At 30.8% G+C, this 18,718-nt stretch carries 18 protein-coding genes; 2 read left to right on the plus strand and 16 right to left on the minus strand.

The window, feature by feature from the left end; translation table 11 throughout:
* Window positions 1-59 precede the first annotated feature (59 nt).
* The 10 genes from HYG84_RS01680 to HYG84_RS01725 form a co-directional block, all read right to left on the minus strand.
* Window positions 60-785, minus strand: coding sequence for a WecB/TagA/CpsF family glycosyltransferase (locus HYG84_RS01680; protein WP_212380195.1), 726 nt, complete (start codon window positions 783-785; stop codon window positions 60-62).
* On the minus strand, window positions 782-1,879 hold the full coding sequence (gene csaB, locus HYG84_RS01685) for a polysaccharide pyruvyl transferase CsaB (RefSeq protein ID WP_212380198.1): 1,098 nt from the start codon (window positions 1,877-1,879) through the stop codon (window positions 782-784). Before csaB ends, HYG84_RS01680 begins: the two co-directional genes overlap by 4 nt.
* Entirely contained in the window at window positions 1,879-4,044 is a 2,166-nt protein-coding gene (locus HYG84_RS01690) for a DUF5693 family protein (RefSeq protein WP_212380200.1), read from the minus strand. Before HYG84_RS01690 ends, csaB begins: the two co-directional genes overlap by 1 nt.
* Before the next feature lie 105 nt (window positions 4,045-4,149).
* The gene (locus HYG84_RS01695; RefSeq protein ID WP_212380202.1) at window positions 4,150-4,647 is read right to left on the minus strand and encodes a hypothetical protein; all 498 of its coding nucleotides are present in this window, start codon (window positions 4,645-4,647) and stop codon (window positions 4,150-4,152) included.
* 262 nt (window positions 4,648-4,909) lie between these two features.
* Complete coding sequence (locus tag HYG84_RS01700) at window positions 4,910-5,260, minus strand: type II toxin-antitoxin system PemK/MazF family toxin (RefSeq protein ID WP_212380204.1); 351 nt, start codon at window positions 5,258-5,260, stop codon at window positions 4,910-4,912.
* Between the two features lies 1 nt (window position 5,261).
* Window positions 5,262-5,537: a CopG family ribbon-helix-helix protein gene (locus HYG84_RS01705; protein ID WP_212380206.1), complete on the minus strand. Its 276-nt coding sequence runs from the start codon at window positions 5,535-5,537 to the stop codon at window positions 5,262-5,264.
* 96 nt (window positions 5,538-5,633) lie between these two features.
* The gene (gene alr, locus HYG84_RS01710) at window positions 5,634-6,806 is read right to left on the minus strand and encodes an alanine racemase (protein WP_212380208.1); all 1,173 of its coding nucleotides are present in this window, start codon (window positions 6,804-6,806) and stop codon (window positions 5,634-5,636) included.
* 36 nt (window positions 6,807-6,842) lie between these two features.
* A complete protein-coding gene (locus tag HYG84_RS01715) occupies window positions 6,843-7,466 on the minus strand; it encodes a LolA family protein (protein WP_212380210.1) in 624 nt (207 codons plus the stop codon).
* Window positions 7,467-7,493: 27 nt separating this feature from the next.
* A complete protein-coding gene (gene acpS, locus HYG84_RS01720) occupies window positions 7,494-7,862 on the minus strand; it encodes a holo-ACP synthase (RefSeq protein WP_212380212.1) in 369 nt (122 codons plus the stop codon).
* Window positions 7,863-8,028: 166 nt separating this feature from the next.
* Window positions 8,029-8,712, minus strand: coding sequence for a hypothetical protein (locus HYG84_RS01725; protein ID WP_212380214.1), 684 nt, complete (start codon window positions 8,710-8,712; stop codon window positions 8,029-8,031).
* A gap of 146 nt (window positions 8,713-8,858) precedes the next feature.
* Between HYG84_RS01725 and HYG84_RS01730 the strand changes: the two genes are divergently transcribed.
* Window positions 8,859-9,869, plus strand: a complete 1,011-nt coding sequence (locus HYG84_RS01730) for a hypothetical protein (protein ID WP_212380216.1) — start codon at window positions 8,859-8,861, stop codon at window positions 9,867-9,869.
* A 220-nt stretch (window positions 9,870-10,089) separates the two neighbouring features.
* Here HYG84_RS01730 and HYG84_RS01735 read toward each other — a convergent pair whose 3' ends face one another.
* The 5 genes from HYG84_RS01735 to HYG84_RS01755 form a co-directional block, all read right to left on the minus strand.
* The gene (locus HYG84_RS01735; RefSeq protein ID WP_212380218.1) at window positions 10,090-11,037 is read right to left on the minus strand and encodes an ABC transporter ATP-binding protein; all 948 of its coding nucleotides are present in this window, start codon (window positions 11,035-11,037) and stop codon (window positions 10,090-10,092) included.
* On the minus strand, window positions 11,024-12,088 hold the full coding sequence (locus tag HYG84_RS01740) for an ABC transporter ATP-binding protein (RefSeq protein WP_212380220.1): 1,065 nt from the start codon (window positions 12,086-12,088) through the stop codon (window positions 11,024-11,026). The genes HYG84_RS01735 and HYG84_RS01740 overlap by 14 nt, the downstream gene beginning before the upstream one ends.
* A 17-nt stretch (window positions 12,089-12,105) precedes the next feature.
* Window positions 12,106-13,239, minus strand: a complete 1,134-nt coding sequence (locus HYG84_RS01745; RefSeq protein WP_212380223.1) for an ABC transporter permease — start codon at window positions 13,237-13,239, stop codon at window positions 12,106-12,108.
* The gene (locus tag HYG84_RS01750; RefSeq protein WP_212380225.1) at window positions 13,239-14,186 is read right to left on the minus strand and encodes an ABC transporter permease; all 948 of its coding nucleotides are present in this window, start codon (window positions 14,184-14,186) and stop codon (window positions 13,239-13,241) included. The genes HYG84_RS01745 and HYG84_RS01750 overlap by 1 nt, the downstream gene beginning before the upstream one ends.
* Before the next feature lie 141 nt (window positions 14,187-14,327).
* Window positions 14,328-16,079: a peptide ABC transporter substrate-binding protein gene (locus HYG84_RS01755; protein WP_212380227.1), complete on the minus strand. Its 1,752-nt coding sequence runs from the start codon at window positions 16,077-16,079 to the stop codon at window positions 14,328-14,330.
* Between the two features lie 390 nt (window positions 16,080-16,469).
* Here HYG84_RS01755 and HYG84_RS01760 point away from each other — a divergent pair, with 390 nt between their 5' ends.
* Window positions 16,470-16,841 carry a DUF3899 domain-containing protein gene (locus HYG84_RS01760; RefSeq protein WP_212380230.1) on the plus strand — a complete coding sequence of 124 codons (372 nt, stop codon included), beginning with the start codon at window positions 16,470-16,472 and terminating at the stop codon, window positions 16,839-16,841.
* A gap of 106 nt (window positions 16,842-16,947) precedes the next feature.
* On the opposite strand, the gene HYG84_RS01765 is transcribed toward HYG84_RS01760, so the two are convergent.
* A complete protein-coding gene (locus HYG84_RS01765) occupies window positions 16,948-18,603 on the minus strand; it encodes an ABC transporter transmembrane domain-containing protein (RefSeq protein ID WP_212380232.1) in 1,656 nt (551 codons plus the stop codon).
* Between the last annotated feature and the right edge of the window lie 115 nt (window positions 18,604-18,718).

Consider the following 18,718-nt stretch of genomic DNA (forward strand, 5'->3'; position numbering starts at 1 on the left):
GTCTAATAATTTATAAAAGCCGCATTACTTGCTAGTACTTTAATATATACTTATCACAATTATTTTGTAACAATAAACTTAATTAAAAATTTAGGTAAAACTAGCATTCTCTTAAATCTCCAAGGCTCTTTTAATAATCTATAGAACCATTCTAGACCAAGCTTTTGAAAGGCTATAGGAGCTCTCTTAGCAACACCAGCATATACATCCACACTTCCACCTACACCCATAGCTAAAGAACAATTTAATCTATCCTTATTTTTATCTATCCACTTTTCCTGTTTAGGTGCACCAAGGCAGACAAATAAAACATCAGGATTTACTCCATTAATTTTATTTATTATTTCATCTTCATCATTTTCGCTAAAGTATCCATGATGATAACCAGCAATTTTTATACCTTCATATTTCTTCTCTATATTTTTACATGCTAATTCTGCTATACCCGGTTTACTTCCAAAGATAAAGATTGATTTTCCTTTTTGTCCACAGTATTTTAACAGCTTATCCATAGTGTCAACACCTGTAACCCTGTCTTTAAGCTCTAAACCCTTTATTTTAGAAGCTAAGATTACCCCAATTCCATCTGCTAAAACCAAATCTGCTTCACTTAATATTCTAAACAATTCCTTATCGTCTTGGGCTAACATTACGATTTCAGGGTTAGGTGTATATACCTTTTTTAAAGAGGAGTCTTCTTCCAAAAAATTCATAAGTTTTTCTAAAGCCTCATCCTCATTCACTATATCAAACTTAACACCTAATATACTTTCTTGCTTTCTCATCTTTTCTCACCCTTTTCCATAAAGCTTTTCAAAAGTAATATATTTTGCTCTGACTTTTTTCGAAGGATATCTCTTATAGAATCTATTCTTTGCTTATATTCCTGATGACATTCTAAAACATTATCTATACTTTTCATAAGATTGTCTATATCTAAATCTTCAACTTTACCCGCATTATCTTGTTCAACTATTTGTAGAAAGTTAGAAATTTTAGTATCATATTCTATACCTAAAATTGGAGTTCCAGCAATAGTTGCAAATATAAGCGAGTGCAGCCTCATTCCTATCATAATATATAATTTACTCATTAAGCTTATTAGTTCTTTAGTAGAATATATTTGCTCTAGTATTTTAGGTGCTCTTTCCATCATAGATGCAATTTCTTCGGAAATTATATAATCCCTTGGATGCTGCATAGGTATAAAAATAACCTCATATCCTTTATCTATTAAATAGTCTCCAGCTTTTGCAATTACACCTTTATATTTTTCTTCATTCTTCCATTCTCTAACAGATATACCAATCATTTTTTTATCTGTATCTATTTCATCATCAATTAACATTTGCTCTATTTGTGTTTCAGGTAATGCTTTATAGGCAAAGGTTACATCGGCAGTTACAATAATTTCCTTCTTTATTCCAAGAGATATCATTTCTTCCTTAGACTGATGATCTCTTACTGTAATAATGTCCACCTTATTAATAATATACTTAACTAGCTTTTTATTAATAGCTTTGGTTATAGGTCCAAAACCATTGCCATAAAACATTACCTTCTTACCCATTTTCTTAGCAATATATATAATACTTAAATAGTAAATCAGAGACCTTGCACTTGTAGTATCCTGTAGGATTGAGCCTCCTCCACTAATAACTATATCCGATTCTTTAATAGCTTTTATTAAATCAATATATTTATTTCTACTTACAACATTTATATTATATTTGTCCATTGTTTCTTGTGCCTTATAAGTTAAAACTGTTAATTTAGCATATGGTATATTTTCTTTTATTTGATCGATCATGACCTGTAGTATTGCTTCGTCCCCTGTGTTTTGAAATCCATAATATCCAAATATGAATATGTTCTTCATTAATTTCTTCCTTTCTCAGCTCCGGTCATTAATAAATTCAGTCCTTTTAAACATATTTCTATAATTATAATATATACAGCTCCCAAAACTATACCGAATCCTAGTGAATAGGCTGTACGTGTAAGTGATAGATATATTGGAGTTCTTAAATGGCTAAATGTATTAGGAACTGAAGTTTGTCCTATAACAGCCACTAAGCCTGCAGAAAATGCAAAGAAATTATATTTATTGCGAGCAAAATATATAGCTACCATTAAAGCTGGGAAACCCATTAAAAATTCCTTTATTCTAGGTCTTGCTAATAAGTTTTCCTCAAATATATTTCTTGCTATTAACTCGAATGTAGACGGCTGGATATTTGTTTCATGTCCAGTTCTGGCAATATATATATATCCCACTACTAATAGTATTGCCGATAATAAAACATAAATTATTTTTACATCTTCAAATAAAAGAGTTTTTATATCTTCTAGTTTTAATGAAGGTCTATTTTTAACCTGATTTTTATTTTTATATCCAAAATAGGCTATATAAGTGGCTCCATATATAACTATTGGAAGCATTTGACCAATCTTTACACCTCTAAATATATCCATTTCCAATAGAAAATCAGTATTAGATAAAATTCCTGCAACAAAAAATCCTCCAAGTAATGAAATAGCTGTTGCTATTATTAAATCCTTTGACGCAATTATAATAGTATTTAATAATGAATACTTTTTGTCATTACTATTAAAGTGCTTTTTGCATTCCCTACATACCCACGCCATTGCTAATGAAGGGAATATAATGGCAGCTGAAAGGGCCATCATCTTCTCTATTAATAATGGTTTTACTACGTATGCAGCAGGCACTAATAACATACCCATTGCTAATAAAGTATATTTTATTTTTTTAGACATATTAAACAAAGTAGATAGCAGTAATATTCCAGCAGCAACAACTCCCCAGCCTATTAAAGCCTGCTTAGCTATGCGAACACGATTTGGAGCTATTACACTACTTCTGCCAATAGTCATATCATGAGCTGCTATTCTATCCTCAAATCTATTAAACATTTTTTCATATTCTTCAAAGTCAGTTACATATAATCTTGTACTTTCTTTAAATGGTTTAAAATAAATTAATCTTATATTTCTCTCTGTTACTGCTCTATATAAAGTGTTTTCTATTTCCTCGGCACCTTCATAATTGTAGAACTTAAATCTTTCTTGGATATAATCAGGCATGGAAAAAATTCTTACTGCATTATATTCCAAACCTTTGGCTAAATCTTCTACTACTTTTTGGTCCATATGACCTCTTTGTACTGATGATTCTATTAAGCCTACTTTTATATTATTATTCTGCATATACTCTGATACTATATGATTGTAATCGGGATATCCCAGCATTGCATCTCCAGTAAATATAAATACAGGTGGAATCATATTAAAATCTTCATAATCCTTAAATAATGTATCGATATATTTGTCTGTTGTCCATTGACTGTAGTTTGAAGGTCTTGGTAGTACTTCTAATCCGCTTGCTTTAATAAGTTCTATTTTTTCAGGATCAAATCCTAAGCCTAAATTTACTAGCTTTGAAGTATATGGATTTCGCTTTATAGCAACTCCTTTACCATTGACATCTGATAGAGATTGATTTTGAAGATAGACCATGTCATAAATAGTACCTTTAAGCAATATAGTGTATTTATCTTCATTAGATAAAACTTCAAATAATTCTTTATCGTATCGACTAGCTAATCCATCATTTATAAAATTAAAAGTTTCTTCCGACTCAGTAGTTATTAAAACATCATATTTACTAATTTCATACTCTTTAGAATTTTTCTCCAAATTACTTAAATATGTTTCCTTTGTTGTATTATTCTGTAATAATTCCCAGCCCATAATAATATTTACATCCTTATTATCATGAACCAATGAAGTGAGAGTTTCCTCGTGTAGTCCTACATATTTGATTCCGAAATCTTTAAAGTTGCTAAACCACCACTTTAATTCATTATCTGACTGCGATGCCAATTCATTCATCTCTGCATAATCGAGCACTACATCTATTACTTTGTTGTTGGATTCTATAGTCATTCTCTGAAATATTGTTGTAGCTAATACTGCTATACTTAGTACAATAATTAAAAAGATTTTATTCTTTTTTATCATTATCTACACCTTCCTTCCAATGTTTTAATAAAATGATACATTATGCAATTTCATCAAATAAAATGGACTTCCATTTTCAACTGTAGGAAGTCTATTCTAGAAACTTTAGTTGATTGTATACCCACCTTTTACTAACAAGAATGAATCTGTTAATGCATGAACTCCTCTACCATCATCTCTAGGTACAATAAGTAAATGATTAGCAGGAATCTTTTCATCCTTTTTTAAATCTTTAGCACCAGTTACATCAGATAATCCACCTAGTTGACTAATAACTGCAACTGCCTCACCTGATCTTAAAATGATCTCTGTTCCAGCTCCTGCTATTAAACTTTGTCCTCTTTTAATTTCTACAACCTGAAATGTTGAATTTTCTGTAGGTTTGTTTGGTTGTGGTTGGTTAGATGAAAAACTTTTTTGATCTATATAATCTTTTAGTTGCTCTAATTTTAATTCTATATAAGATAGTGTAACAATAGGATCATCTTTAGATCCTGGATCCTTTGTAGATGCATATACTATTTGACCAACGGTGATTAAAGAAAGTGCTATAATGCCAACTGAAAATATTGATGATTTTAATTTTTTATTCAAGTTCTTCATCCCTCTTTTCTTACAGGTTACTTTTAATCTGACAATTCCTTAAATAATTCTGTTCATATTATACTACATTAAAACTTGAAATGGAAGAATACAATAAAAAAAGACCTAAGTCCCCCTAAGTCTTTAAAAATTACACAACTAATGTTGCTCCATGGCGGACTCACTTTTTAGCTATGCTAAAAACTTCAAGTCCTTAAAATTACGCAACTAATGTTGCTCCATGGCGGACTCACTTTTTAGCTATGCTAAAAACTTCAAGTCCTTAAAATTCAATTAAACCGAGACTAACCAACAAAGCCTCGTTTACTTTTTCCATTATATCTTCTGTTACATGGCCGATTTTTTCCTCCAAACGTCTTTTATCAATAGTTCGAATTTGCTCCAGTAACAAAACTGAATCTTTTGGTAATCCATAATCAGAGGATTTAATTTCAACATGGGTTGGAAGCTTAGCTTTATTAATCTGTGAAGTAATAGCTACAATTATAACTGTAGGACTATAGCGATTTCCTATATCATTTTGTACTACTAATACAGGCCTTACTCCCCCTTGCTCAGATCCTATTACAGGACTTAGATCAGCATAAAAGATATCTCCTCTTTTAATAATCACGCTACTCACACTCCGCCATCTGCGCTTCGTAGGTTTCCAACAATGACATATCTAAGCTTAATCCCAATTCAGCCAATGCTAGATTGATTAGTCCCATTTCTTGATAGCCTTTTTTCATCTGCTCCCGTAATTCCATTTTATTTCTCTCCCGTATATATAATTTCATCGCCTCACGAATAAATTCACTTCGATTTGTCTTTTCTATGGAAACAATATTGTCTACCTCTTGTAAAAGACTGTCAGGAAGGCTTATCATAATTCGTTTTGAGTCAGCCATTGCGCACCTCCTAAATGTATTGAAGGAAAATCCTATGGTAGTATAAGTGTTTCATTATTGTAACAAAATTATACCAGTCCACAAAAATCTATACTACTATATTATCAAACTATCCTTAATGTGTAAAAGGTTATTATTTTCCAAATAGACTCTTGGAACACGCTTTCCCAACATACATACAACCTCATAATTAATAGTTCCAAGTTTGTTTGCAATATCATTAATAGTAATCCCACTTTCTCTGTCACTACTATATAATATAACCTCATCTCCAGCTTTAACATCCATCCCTGTAGCATTTGCCATACATTGATCCATACAAATTCGACCAACTAGTGGTATTACTTTGCCCTTTACCATTACTTGCGCCTTTCCAGACATCATTCTGGTATATCCATCTGCGTATCCAATGGGAATTGTAATTATTTTTTCATTATCTTGTGTAGTATATTTTAGACCATAGCTAATTCCATTGTTTTTTGGAAGGACTTTAACATGAGAGATCTTAGCCTTTAGTTCCATTACCTGTTTTAATCTAATTTTCTCTTTATTTACATCATCTGATGGATATAATCCATAAAGCATTATTCCTGGTCTTACCATATCTAAATTCATTTCAGGAAGATCAATAATTGCTGCACTATTAGATACATGCTTAATAGGAATGATACAGCCTTCTTCTTCAAGTTTATTAACAAAATCCATAAATATATTAAATTGTTTGTATGTGTATTCCTTGTTTTTATCATCGGCTGTAGCAAAATGGGTAAAAATACCCTCTACTATTAAATTTGGTAGCTTAAATATTTCTTTTATATCATTTATAGATTCATTATTTGGTCGAAATCCTAATCTAGACATTCCAGTATCTAGTTTTAAGTGTATTATTAATTGCTGATTAGTTTCTTTAGCAGTGTTTGAAAAATATATTGCCTGTTCGTAAGTATATACAGTTTGAATAATATTATTATCTATTACTATTTGCCCCTGCTCCTCTGGTGTATATCCTAAAACCATAATAGGTACTGTATATCCTGCTTTTCTTAGCTGTACTGCTTCACCTAGTGTAGCTACAGCAAGACGGTCCGCTCCATTGTTAAGTAAAACCTTAGCAAGTTCTACTGCTCCATGACCATAACCGTCAGCCTTTACAACGGCACATACTATAGTACCTTTCTTAACTATACTTTTTATTTCCTTAATATTGTGCTTTACATTATCCAAATTAATTTCTGCCCATACTGGTCTTAAGTTTTCCCCTAAAGCCATTTTTCATCCCCCTAGTTTGTTTTAAGTTTAAATCTATTAATCTAAATAAAACAAATCTTCACTTAATTCAGCATTCATTTTAAAATCTTCGTAGTAAACTTCAAATCTAACTTTATCCTGATTATCTACAATGTTAAGCCGCAAAGGAGTAAAATTCTTACCATCAATCCAAAGCCTCTGACTATAAAAATGTGGATTTCCTCCAGGTAATTCTGTAGTAATTACAATGCTATCTCGTCCCTTAAAACTTTCACTATGATAGGTACTGTTTTCTGAGTTTATAAAGTTTTTTAAAAAGTAACCTATAAACATCAATTGTTCCTTTGACTGCTCAAAATTATCCATCTTCCAAGTCTGATTAATAGTGGCATGCTGAATCCAAGCCGCCTTACCATTAAATATAGTTAAATTACCCTTAATACTATTTGGCGATATTACTTCTAATCGATATTTATCTGGATACTGAAACATCTGATTGAATTCATACTCTCTCTTACTATCCCCTGTATAGCTTGATATTTTAGCAATAGTTTGGTAACTCTTTATTTCCATCATCTTCTTATGTGCATCGTAATATTTCTCTTCATCCGAAGGTTTTCTACAGGCAGTTATAGAAATAACAACCACAAGGAGTACAAGTATACCCTTCAAGAGTCTCATTCAGTTCAACCCTTCCCTTTAAAAGAATTAGATGGCCATAGCTTGGGCAACAGCATTTTCCTTGCTATGAGATATTGATATCAATACTTTATCTATATTCATACTATATGCTAAATCTCTAGCATTATTATGCAATTTTACATAGGGTTTCCCTAAAGGATCCTTTAATATTTCGATATCCTTCCACTGTATGTTTCTTATTCCTGTACCCAATGCCTTAGCCACCGCCTCTTTAGCAGCAAAGAAGCCAGCTATAGTGTGGGGAAGATAGTTTTTCTCTTCAAATATTTTCTTTTCATTTACTGTAAATATTCGGTCTATAAATCTATTGTTTTTCGTCACTGCCTGTCTTATTCTGTCAATTTCTATAATGTCAATTCCTATACCTTTAATCATTTTTGTCACCTCTTATAATAATATAATATCACTTTTTGTAGTTTTTTGAAATATCTAAATAATTTTAATATATATAAATATCTTAAAATTAAAATATAAAAAGAGCTATTAGTAATAGCTCACTTAGTTATACAATTATAGCTTTTTATATTTGAATATAATTTAACTATTTTTGAAAAAACTTTACATCTAGCTTTTCTATTTCCTGCGGTCCTATAATAGAGTGTAGTAATGAATATAAAACTTGTACTTTTTCCTCTAATGCTTCTTTCTCATCCCTATATTGGCCTAACTTTTCACGCAATATGTTAATCTCTTCATCTACATCCCAAAGTCTAGTTTGTGTATTATTAATTTCAGAATATGCAACCTTAGCAGTCTCTTTTAATAATTCCATGTTTGTACCTTCTATTTTTTTTGGATATAATTCTAAGTTTTCGCGCATTTCATCAATTTCTTCGTTTATTTTAGCAATTTCGTCCTTAGCATCTTCTATATCTGAGATTTCGACCTCTTCACCTTTACTATTTAAACGATCTGATAGATGTATTATCTTATTCATTAATATACGTTTTCTTCCTTGGCTTGATTTTAGCCTATGCTCTAATTCCTTTTCTTCTGTTAATAGCTGTTGAAGGTCCTTACTTAAAGTTTCCATAGATTTATTCATACTATTAGTAAATAACTTCTTCCACTGTTCATCGTAAATTAAAATCGGGATTCTACTTTTTTTCATAATTGTATTGGCAAATTCTATAGATTCATTTTTTTTCAAAAACATACTGCACCTCATCTCTGCATTGAACTTCTGTTTTTTTAATATTTTACCCTCTAATACTAATTTCGGCAATATAGGCTGTAAATCCTTCTAGTATAATTTTACTATTTTTTATGCGACTGAAGGGAGCAAATAAATTTGAGCTACGAAACTGCGTAAAATATTGTTTTCTGTAATGTTTTTTAAAATATTGGTAAACCTATAGTAGAGGTGATAGCATGAGAAGAAAATATATATGGAAAAATTATAAATTCGTGTCTCTTTTACTTATTATATTTGTTTTAATAGGTTGTGGTAGGAATTCACAAAAACCTAATCCTGAAAAACAAAAACATAACTCACCGAAATTACCAAAAATTTTAAGAGAGCTAGAGGATGAAGTGCTAAAAATAATGTATGACCTAGATTCAGTAACCGGTATAGAAAAGGCTATAGAAAAAGAGAAGCTCACTAGCACAGAAGAAATGAGCAGTAGTGTAGAAGCTGCTGCACAATCAAGCCAAAGTAATGATAAAAAAAATTCTAAATCTTCTAAGGAAGAGGAAGATAAAAAAGAGGAGGGTAAAAAAAAGTCAGAAGAAAAGGTAGATATGCAGAAATTAATAAAAGAAAATAAGATAATCATTCCTCTTTTAGATGCAAATGATGTAAAGGGTAGCTTTGCAAAAAGTCCTACTCCACCAACGGATATTACTAAGGTATGGACCAAAATAAATGATAGTGTTACAGAGGTACACAAAAAATGGAATGTTTTAGAAGCCCAATTAATACCAGTAAATGTTCCCCTTGCAAAGGCTGAAGAATTTGAAAAAATATTAAATGATTTAACACTATCTGTTATGAATAATGAAAAACTTAATAGTTTAAAACTAGCTAATGAGCTTACAAGAATTACAACAGATTTTAGAAGCTACTTCGATGGTGCGGCCAACCATGGAGTATATGGTATGTATTATCACATTAGAGGTTCAATTTTATTTGCTGCATCTGATAACTATGTAGGCGCCCTACAGCATTTAGACGAAGCTAGCAAGATAGCTAGTTCTTTAAGACAAGATTTAATTAAACAAGACTCTCAAGACATACTTCAAAAATTTGAATTATCAATAGAAGACTTAAGAAAACAATTAGAAGATGAAAATTTTTATTTAAGCCAAATAAAAGCCCCTATAGTTATTAAAAACATTAAACTTATGCAAGATGTGTTTGAAGCACAAAAGAACAAATAAAAGTCCTTTGCTACTGTAGTTTAAAAGAAAAATAGAAGAAGTTGTATAATATAAGTAGTACTAAGACTTCCTCTATTTTTTCAATATCTATATAAAATAGCGCTAATCCTATTTTAATATGTGGTAAATCTTTAATAAATTTTTAGATTTAAAAAAGTAGAGGAGTATATTACTTCTCTACTTTTTACATCATAGGTACGATTATCCTAATTCATTTTATCTAAAAAGCTTTTCTATATTCTTCAATTTCTGATTCAGAAGCATAAACAAAATGTCCTGGTTTTATTTCAACCAATTTAGGACTTTCTTTACTATAATCATGCATATCGGGATTATAGTAAATTCGCTTTCTAGTCCTTTCAAGATTAGGGTCCGGTGATGGAACTGCAGAAAGTAATGACTTAGTATAAGGATGAATTGGATTCTTATATAATTCTTCAGAATTTGTTAGTTCAACTAATTTTCCATAATACATTACTCCAATCCGGTCTGAAAAATATTTAACAACAGATAAGTCATGAGCAATAAATAATACTGTTAATCCTAACTTCTTTCTTAAATTATTCAATAGATTTAATACCTGTGCTTGAATAGATACATCTAATGCAGAAATAGGCTCATCTGCAATAACTAGGTCAGGATTAGTAATTAATGCCCTTGCGATACCAATACGTTGCCTTTGTCCTCCTGAAAACTCGTGTGGATAACGTGTAGCATGTTCTCTAGTCAATCCTACAGTTTCAAGTATATTATATATCATGTCCATCATTTCTTTTTCATCTTTACATAACTTATTAATTTGCAAGCCTTCCCCTATAATCTCCTTAACCGTCATTCTAGGATTTAATGATGCAATAGGGTCTTGAAATATCATTTGAATACCCCGAGTTACCTCCTTCATTTCCTCCTTAGAAAGCTTACCTGTAATTGATTTCCCCTTAAATAATACTTCACCACCGGTTGGCTCATACAGTTTAATAATAGATCGACCTGTTGTAGTTTTCCCACAACCAGATTCTCCAACTAAACCAAAGGTTTCCCCTCTATAAATATTAAAACTTACATCGTCTACCGCCTTTACCACTACCTTATTTTTTCCAAAACCACTTGTAAAATACTGCTTTAAATTTTTAACTTCCAAAACAGGCTGTTTATTAGCGTGCTTCATTACTTACCACCAACCTTTCCTTCTGCTTCTCAATTCGCTTCTGCAGTACCTTTGGAATCTCTACTTTTGGAGCATCAGGATGCAGAAGCCATGTAGCTGCATAATGTGTATCACTAACTTGAAACATTGGTGGCTCCTTTTCAAAATCAATCTTCATAGCATATTTGTTTCTAGCAGCAAAAGCATCTCCTTTTGGTGGATATAGCATATTAGGTGCTGTTCCTGGTATCATTAATAACTCATCTGATGAATCTGTATCTAAATCTGGCATTGATGCTAGTAAGCTCCATGTATATGGATGCTGTGGATTATAGAATATTTCATCTACAGTTCCATACTCAACTATTTTACCTGCGTACATAACTGCCACACGATCAGCCACATTAGCAACAACTCCTAGATCATGAGTAATAAATATTACAGACAAATCTCTCTCTTGCTGTATATCCTTGATTAATTCTAAAATCTGTGCTTGGATCGTTACATCTAATGCAGTTGTAGGTTCATCACAAATTAACACTTCAGGATCACACGCAAGGGCTGTTGCAATTACTATTCGCTGTCTCATTCCCCCAGAAAATTGGAAAGGATACTGATTATATCGTTTTTCAGGTTCTGGAATCCCTACGGCCGCCATTAGATCGATAGCTTTTTTCTTAGCCTGATCTTTACTAATTCTTTGCTTAACAATTAAGGCTTCTGTAATTTGATTACCTATCTTCATAACAGGATCTAATGATGACATTGGGTCCTGAAATATCATAGAGATTTTTGAACCCCTAATTTTATTGAACTCATTATCGGAGTGTTTAGTTAAATCTTTTCCTTCATAAATAATTTCTCCAGTATTTATAGTTGCATTTTTAGATAAAATACCTACTATAGCCTTGTTTGTAACGGATTTTCCTGAACCTGATTCTCCAACAATAGCCAATGTTTCTCCTTTATGTAAATCAAGGCTAACTCCTCGTACTGCATGAACTTTTCCTGAATAAGTATTAAAGCTTATACTTAAATTTTTTACCTGTAATACTTTGTCTTGGTTTTCCATAATTATACCCCCCACTTCTATTCATGTCCTCTTAGAGTTGGATCAAAAGCATCTCTTAGCCCATTACCAAATAAGTTGAAAGAGAGCATTAAAATTGAAATTACGACGGCAGGAAATATAGTTAAATGAGGATGGTTTAATAACACTTTTTGACCTTCAGCTAATAAATTACCAATAGACGGTTCTGGTGCCCCAATACCTAAGCCTAGGTAAGATAAAGTAGATTCAAGAAAAATAGCCGATGGAATTGCCAATGTAGCTTGAGTAATAAGTGGACCTATTGCGTTTGGTAGGATATGTCTAAATATTAACTTACTATCCTTAGCTCCCATTGTTCTAGATGCCAATACGTACTCCTGCCCCTTATATTTATAAAATTGAGCTCTAATCATGCGGCTCATTCCTATCCAACCTGTAAAAACAAAGGCTAGAACAAAGGAAAATATCCCCGACCCTAAAAACATCATAAGCAACATTACCAATACAATAGTTGGAATAGCACTAATAATTTCTATGAATCTCTGCATGAGCATATCGGTCATTCCTCCATAATAACCTGAGATAGATCCGTAAACAACGCCGATACATACATTGATTATAACTGCCAGAAATGCAATCATTAGAGAAACTCTAGACCCTCGCCACAAACGTGTCCATTGGTCACGACCTAGGGAATCGGTTCCAAACCAAAAATATTGATCCTTTGCATTTTTAAGCTCATATACATCTATTCTAGCTTTCACCATCGGAATTTCTTGACCTCGATAGTGGAATATATATTCTTCCTCAATTTTCACCAAAGAATCCTTATAACGTTCCTCTAGACTTGTTTTTTTTATCTCCATTACCTTAATTCCGTTAAATATTCCCATTTTTTCAACTACAGGTATTCTAGGCGGCAATAAATCCCAATCTAAATTTTGTTGTCTATATGTATATGGGTTCATCATAGGTCCAAAAATAGCCATAAAAATAATAATTGTAATGAATATACCTGCTATTATGGCCCCTTTATTTCTTTTGAAACGAAGCATTGCATCCTTAAAAAAACCGATAGGCTTTCCTTCAAACTTTGTATCTAATATTTGGTCATTTAATTGTACAAATTCAAAATCAGATTTTTGTACTTTAACTTCTTCAGTTGTTCCCATTACTTTCCACCCCCTATACGAATACGAGGATCTATAATTCCATATGAAAGATCTACTACTAGAATAGATACTAAACCAATCACACCATAGAAAAACATAACCGCAATTGTAAGTGGATGGTCTAAGGCATTAATAGATCTTACTGACAGCTGTCCTATTCCTGGTATGCCAAATATATTCTCTATAACCATAGACCCAGCTAATACACCAAAGAACATAGGTATAATAATATTGGCTAAAGGTATAAATGAATTTCGAATAGCATGCCTTACAGTTGCCTGTACTTGAGTTAGCCCTTTTGTTTTAGCTAACAGCATATAATCTGAGTTTAAAACCTCACATAGCTCAGCACGCATATATCTTGTTATTACAGCAATTCCAGAAAAGGATATTGCTAGTATTGGCAAAATCATGGATACAAACTTAGACCAATTAAATCCTGGCTCCGTTGTTAGAAGTATTGGTACTAACCCCCATTTAAAAGCGACAAAATACTGTAGTAAAGCCGCAAAAACAAAGGATGGAATCGATATAAATGCAACTACCATAATTGATAGTGAATGATCTATTGTTGTGTTTTTCTTCAATGCTGCCGCTATTCCAAAAATAATTCCAAGCGGTACAGTGATAAGAAGTGAAAAAATATTAAGTTGGATAGTTATAGGAAGCTTATCCTTTATAATATCAAATACAGGAACCTTTGGCTGAACCTTAAGGGATCTTCCAAAGTCTAGCTTCATTGCATCTTTTACAAAGTATCCATATTGAACCACTAAGGGCTTATCTAAATGATATTTTGCCTCTATTGCAGCTTTTGTCTCTGGTGGTAACATAGGATCACTAACAATACTTCCAGGCATTAACCTAATTGTAAAAAACAATAAACTAACGAGCAAAAATAAAGTAATTGCCATGGCAACTAACCTTTGCCCTATATATCTTAACATGATGCAGTCCCCCTTCCAGTAATTAGCATTACAATTGTGATTTTAGATAGATTGCCGGTCACTGTTATTTATAACGGAATGCTTACCTATAACAGTAAGCATTCCATCCTTATTAATTTGTTAAAATTAATATACTAAGTATTAATCTACAATCTCAGCCTGTAGAACTGCAAAACGAACTCCTGGAAGGAATTTACCATTAGTTTTTAAATGAATTCTCTCTTGATATAGCATAGCATTATTATTTTGAAAGATTGGGATCATTGGAATTTCATCTATTAGCATCTGTTCCATCTCTACTAAGGCTTTAAATCTGCCTTCAGGATCTAATAGTAGATCTCCTACTGTTGTTCTTTCGTATAGTTTATCAAAGTCTTTGTTATAGAAACTTTCAGCTTTTTGTGGGAAATTTGATGTCCATACTTTCATACTTGACCAAGGATTAAATGGATTTTGACTTCTCGCACCTATTCCTAAATCAAATTTGCCTTCAAAGTAAGTCTCGTAAGCAGCATTTGGCGGCATTGCTCTTAATACAATATCTAACTTATCTGTACCAAATACTTTTTCATATTCTTCTTCTGCTACTTCTGCTAATCTCTTCATTGTATCTTGACCATCAAAATATGTGATCTCAACTGTAATCTTTTTATTGCCGTTTGCTTCATATGCCTTATCAAAGTATTCTTTAGCTAATTCAATATCATATCCATCGTTTTGTGGCATAATCCCCTTGGCCTCTGATGTATCACGGTATTTTTCTCCACTATCAGGATTTCCAACTAGGCAAATAGTAGAAATAAAATAAGGTGCAGATGCGAATGTTCTAAATATACCCTTTGACATTGCATCTCTATTAGTAGCATAATATAAAGCTTTTCTAAAGTCATTATTGCCTAAAATCGGATTGGTTTTAGAACCAGCGTTTACATAAAATCCCCAAACAGTATTTTCTTCGGTATATACTAATCTAGGATCTTCAGCATATCTATCATAGTTTTCTCCATTTACTGATACCGCATCTATTTCTCCATTTTCAAATAGTTGTAATCTAGTTGAACTTTCTGTAACAACTCTACTCTCTATTCTATCTGGTACAAAAATATCTGCCATAATACTGTCTTCATTTTTATCGAAGGCTCTAAATTGATCCCTTACCCACTCAGTTAATCTATATGTTCCATTTGAAGGTGTACTAGCTAGAGTAGTACCATATGTAGTCTCAGTTCTATCTGCATTCATACCAGCCTCATACATTTCCTTATGTACTGGTGATGTAGAACGGCTTGTAAATGTAGAATAAACATCAACTTCAGGCATTGCAGTTGTTAATGTGATTTCTAACGTATAGTCATCAATCGCTTTAATCCCAACATCTTCCCAGTTGGCCTCACCTGTAAAATACTCTTTAGCATTTACAATAGGAACATTATCATATAATACAAAGGCTGCATAGTTAGCAAGTTTTTGATCTAATAGCATCTTCCATGAGTATTCATAATCATGTGCATTAATTGGAGTACCGTCTGTCCATTTAATATTTTCTTTTAATTTAAATGTCCATACTATATTATCCTCTGTTGTTGGCAGCTCCTTAGCATGATCTGGAACAAACTCTACGCTCTGTCCAGTTTCATCTGCAATCAAATCCAATAATGTACTAGATATATACTCTATTAAGTATCTTGTTTCAGCATTGTCATTTGCATGTGGGTTAAAAGTTTCAGCAGACATTCCTGCAAGTCTTAAGATCTTTGGTCCTGTAGGTTGGGTAGCTTCCTCATTTGCTGGATCAGTTGTTCCAACGTCAGCTGGTTTACCACAGCCAATAAATAATGACATTACCATTGTCATTATAAGTGTAATTACCAATACATTTTTAAATTTTTTCATAGTAACACTCTCCCCCTTTTATTTATAAGAAATACATGGCATTATTATAATATATTTACAATAATACCATTATTAAATCAATTGTACATTTTTTTGTTGCAAAAGTCAATTTATTGCAAACTCAAAAAGTCAATCTATTGCGAACTTTATAATGATTCCTAAATTTCGTCTGATTTTGATGTTCTTGTCAAATTATGCTGTTTAGAATATTCTATAGAGCATTGTAGTATTTTTATTTTATGAATTAAATTTATTTAATAAATATATTGATTTAAATAGATATTTACAATATTTATCTTTGTTGTTTACTGCTCTGCTAGTTTGTTATATACTTATTAAAGTACTTAATATTTAATTACTTAATAATTATAATTTTAAGGAGAAATTTCTATGATACTACTAACTATGATAACAACTATATTTACAATTTTTATAATTTGTTTTAGTAGTAATCAATCCTTTGTTTTTAAACTTTCTGATGCCTTTTTCATTGTAGGATTTATCTATCTTTTTATTGCTCTTTCTATTCATGTTCGTAATATAGGATTTTTTAAAACCTTAAGTTATAATAAATATCGTAGAAATTACAAAAAACTTAATGAGTTAAATCTTACTGATGAGGAGTTAAATAATAATAAAAATGGACCAAAGAAATTCTATGATTTTTTTATAGAAAAATATAAAAAACAAGTTTCTAATGCTTTATTCTACAAATTTGCTATACCATTAATATTGATTTCATTTATTTTAAGCTTTATATAAACTAAGACTCAGTTCAGAATGAGTTTTATTACTTCTGAACTGAGTCTTAGTTTATTTTAGATATATTAATTAACAATATGATGGTCTTAAAAGCAATTATGATGCTTTATTCTATCTCCAATCCTACTACTTTAAGTTTTAAATTTTGATTTTCTAAATTATATATTTTATTGCAAAATGAAAATGCTAATTCATCGTGTGATATTACTATTATTGTTTTATCTTCTAATGTAGTATTTATAAAGTCTACTAACATCTGTTTATACTTCTTATCTACATAGTTTAGTGGTTCATCAAGTATGTATACATCTCCATCTCTTAATACTCCTCTTAATATTTGAACTATTTTCTTTTCTCCTCCTGATAACTCTTGTCCATTATTTGTTATTATAGTATCTAAATCTCTTTCATTGTCTTTAAACAATTTTAAAAGGTTATAGCCTTCAAAATACTTATTTATATCTACTTCTTCTTTGTCTAACATAATGTTTTCTCTTATTGATCCATTAAATATAAATATATCAGATGGAATTAATATTACTCTTTTTCTTATTTCATTTGGTTCTATTTTCTTATAATTTTTATCGTTAAAATATATTTCTCCTGAATAATCTTCTATTAGTTTTACAAATAAATTAGCTATTGTAGATTTGCCACTACCGTTAGACCCTCTTATTGCTATTTTGTCACCTTTACTAACTTTAAAATCTACATTTTTAAGTATATCTCTTTCTTCATAACCTATACTTAAGTTTTTAAATTCAATAGACTCATATTCTTCTATATTTTTTAATAAGTTTTGACTATCATTTTGTTTTTCTAATACCTCATTTAATCTATTTAAGGATATTTTCTTAACTTTTATATTTTTAGGTAATTCCATGAAATTTTCTACCGGGCTCCATATTCTAGCAAAATATATTGTAAGCCCTGTTAATGTACCAAGGGTTATATCTCCTTTTATTGCTAAATATCCACCTATTATGTATATAAGTACATTTGTTATATTCATTATGCCTGTTATAAATATAAAATCATATCTCATTTCATATACTAAATTTTTTAGTCCATATTTTATATAGTTGTTTAAGGTATAAGTTAGTTTATGCCAAATATACCCATAACCATTGTTTACTCGTATATCTTTTGAACCATTTACAAGTTCTTCTGTTAAGGTTTTTATTTTCTCATTTTCTTTTATAATATTTTTATTTATTTTTTCAATATGTGGTATATAATACTTACTAATTATTAAAAATATCGGCACAAGTGTAAGGACTGATATACTTACTATAAAATTCAATCTAAACATGATAACTAGTACTCCTATAACAAATGCTATATCTAATAAAATATCCATATATACTCTAACTATTAGACTACGTACTGCTTCACAATCATCAAAAATCCTTTGTATATAATATCCTATATTTTTTCCCCTCATCGTCCTATAGTCCATATGCATTATTCTTTTAAATATATCTTCTCTCATTTTTTTTACAACATCTATTTCTATATAATTTTGTAAATAATATTTTCTTGATAATACTATTTGAAAAATAAATAATAATATTACATTAATTATGCACCATTTAATAAATTCATTTAAGTTTTTAAATTGTACACTATCTATTATCATTTTTGTTATATAGGGTATTAAAAGGAGTAACACCTTATGCAGGATACTATTTACTACATATCCTATAACTTTCAATTTTAATCCAGTGTAATATTCCTCAAAAAACTGATATATCTGTTTCATATGTAATTCTCCTTAGTAAATATTTTGTTTTTGAAATCTTTTAATATATAAACAACCTGAAATCAGTAGTAAAACAGACCATATTAAAACTGTAATAGCCTCATAATATTTAAAT

The organism is Alkaliphilus sp. B6464, from assembly GCF_018141165.1.
GTDB lineage: Bacteria > Bacillota > Clostridia > Peptostreptococcales > Natronincolaceae > Alkaliphilus_B.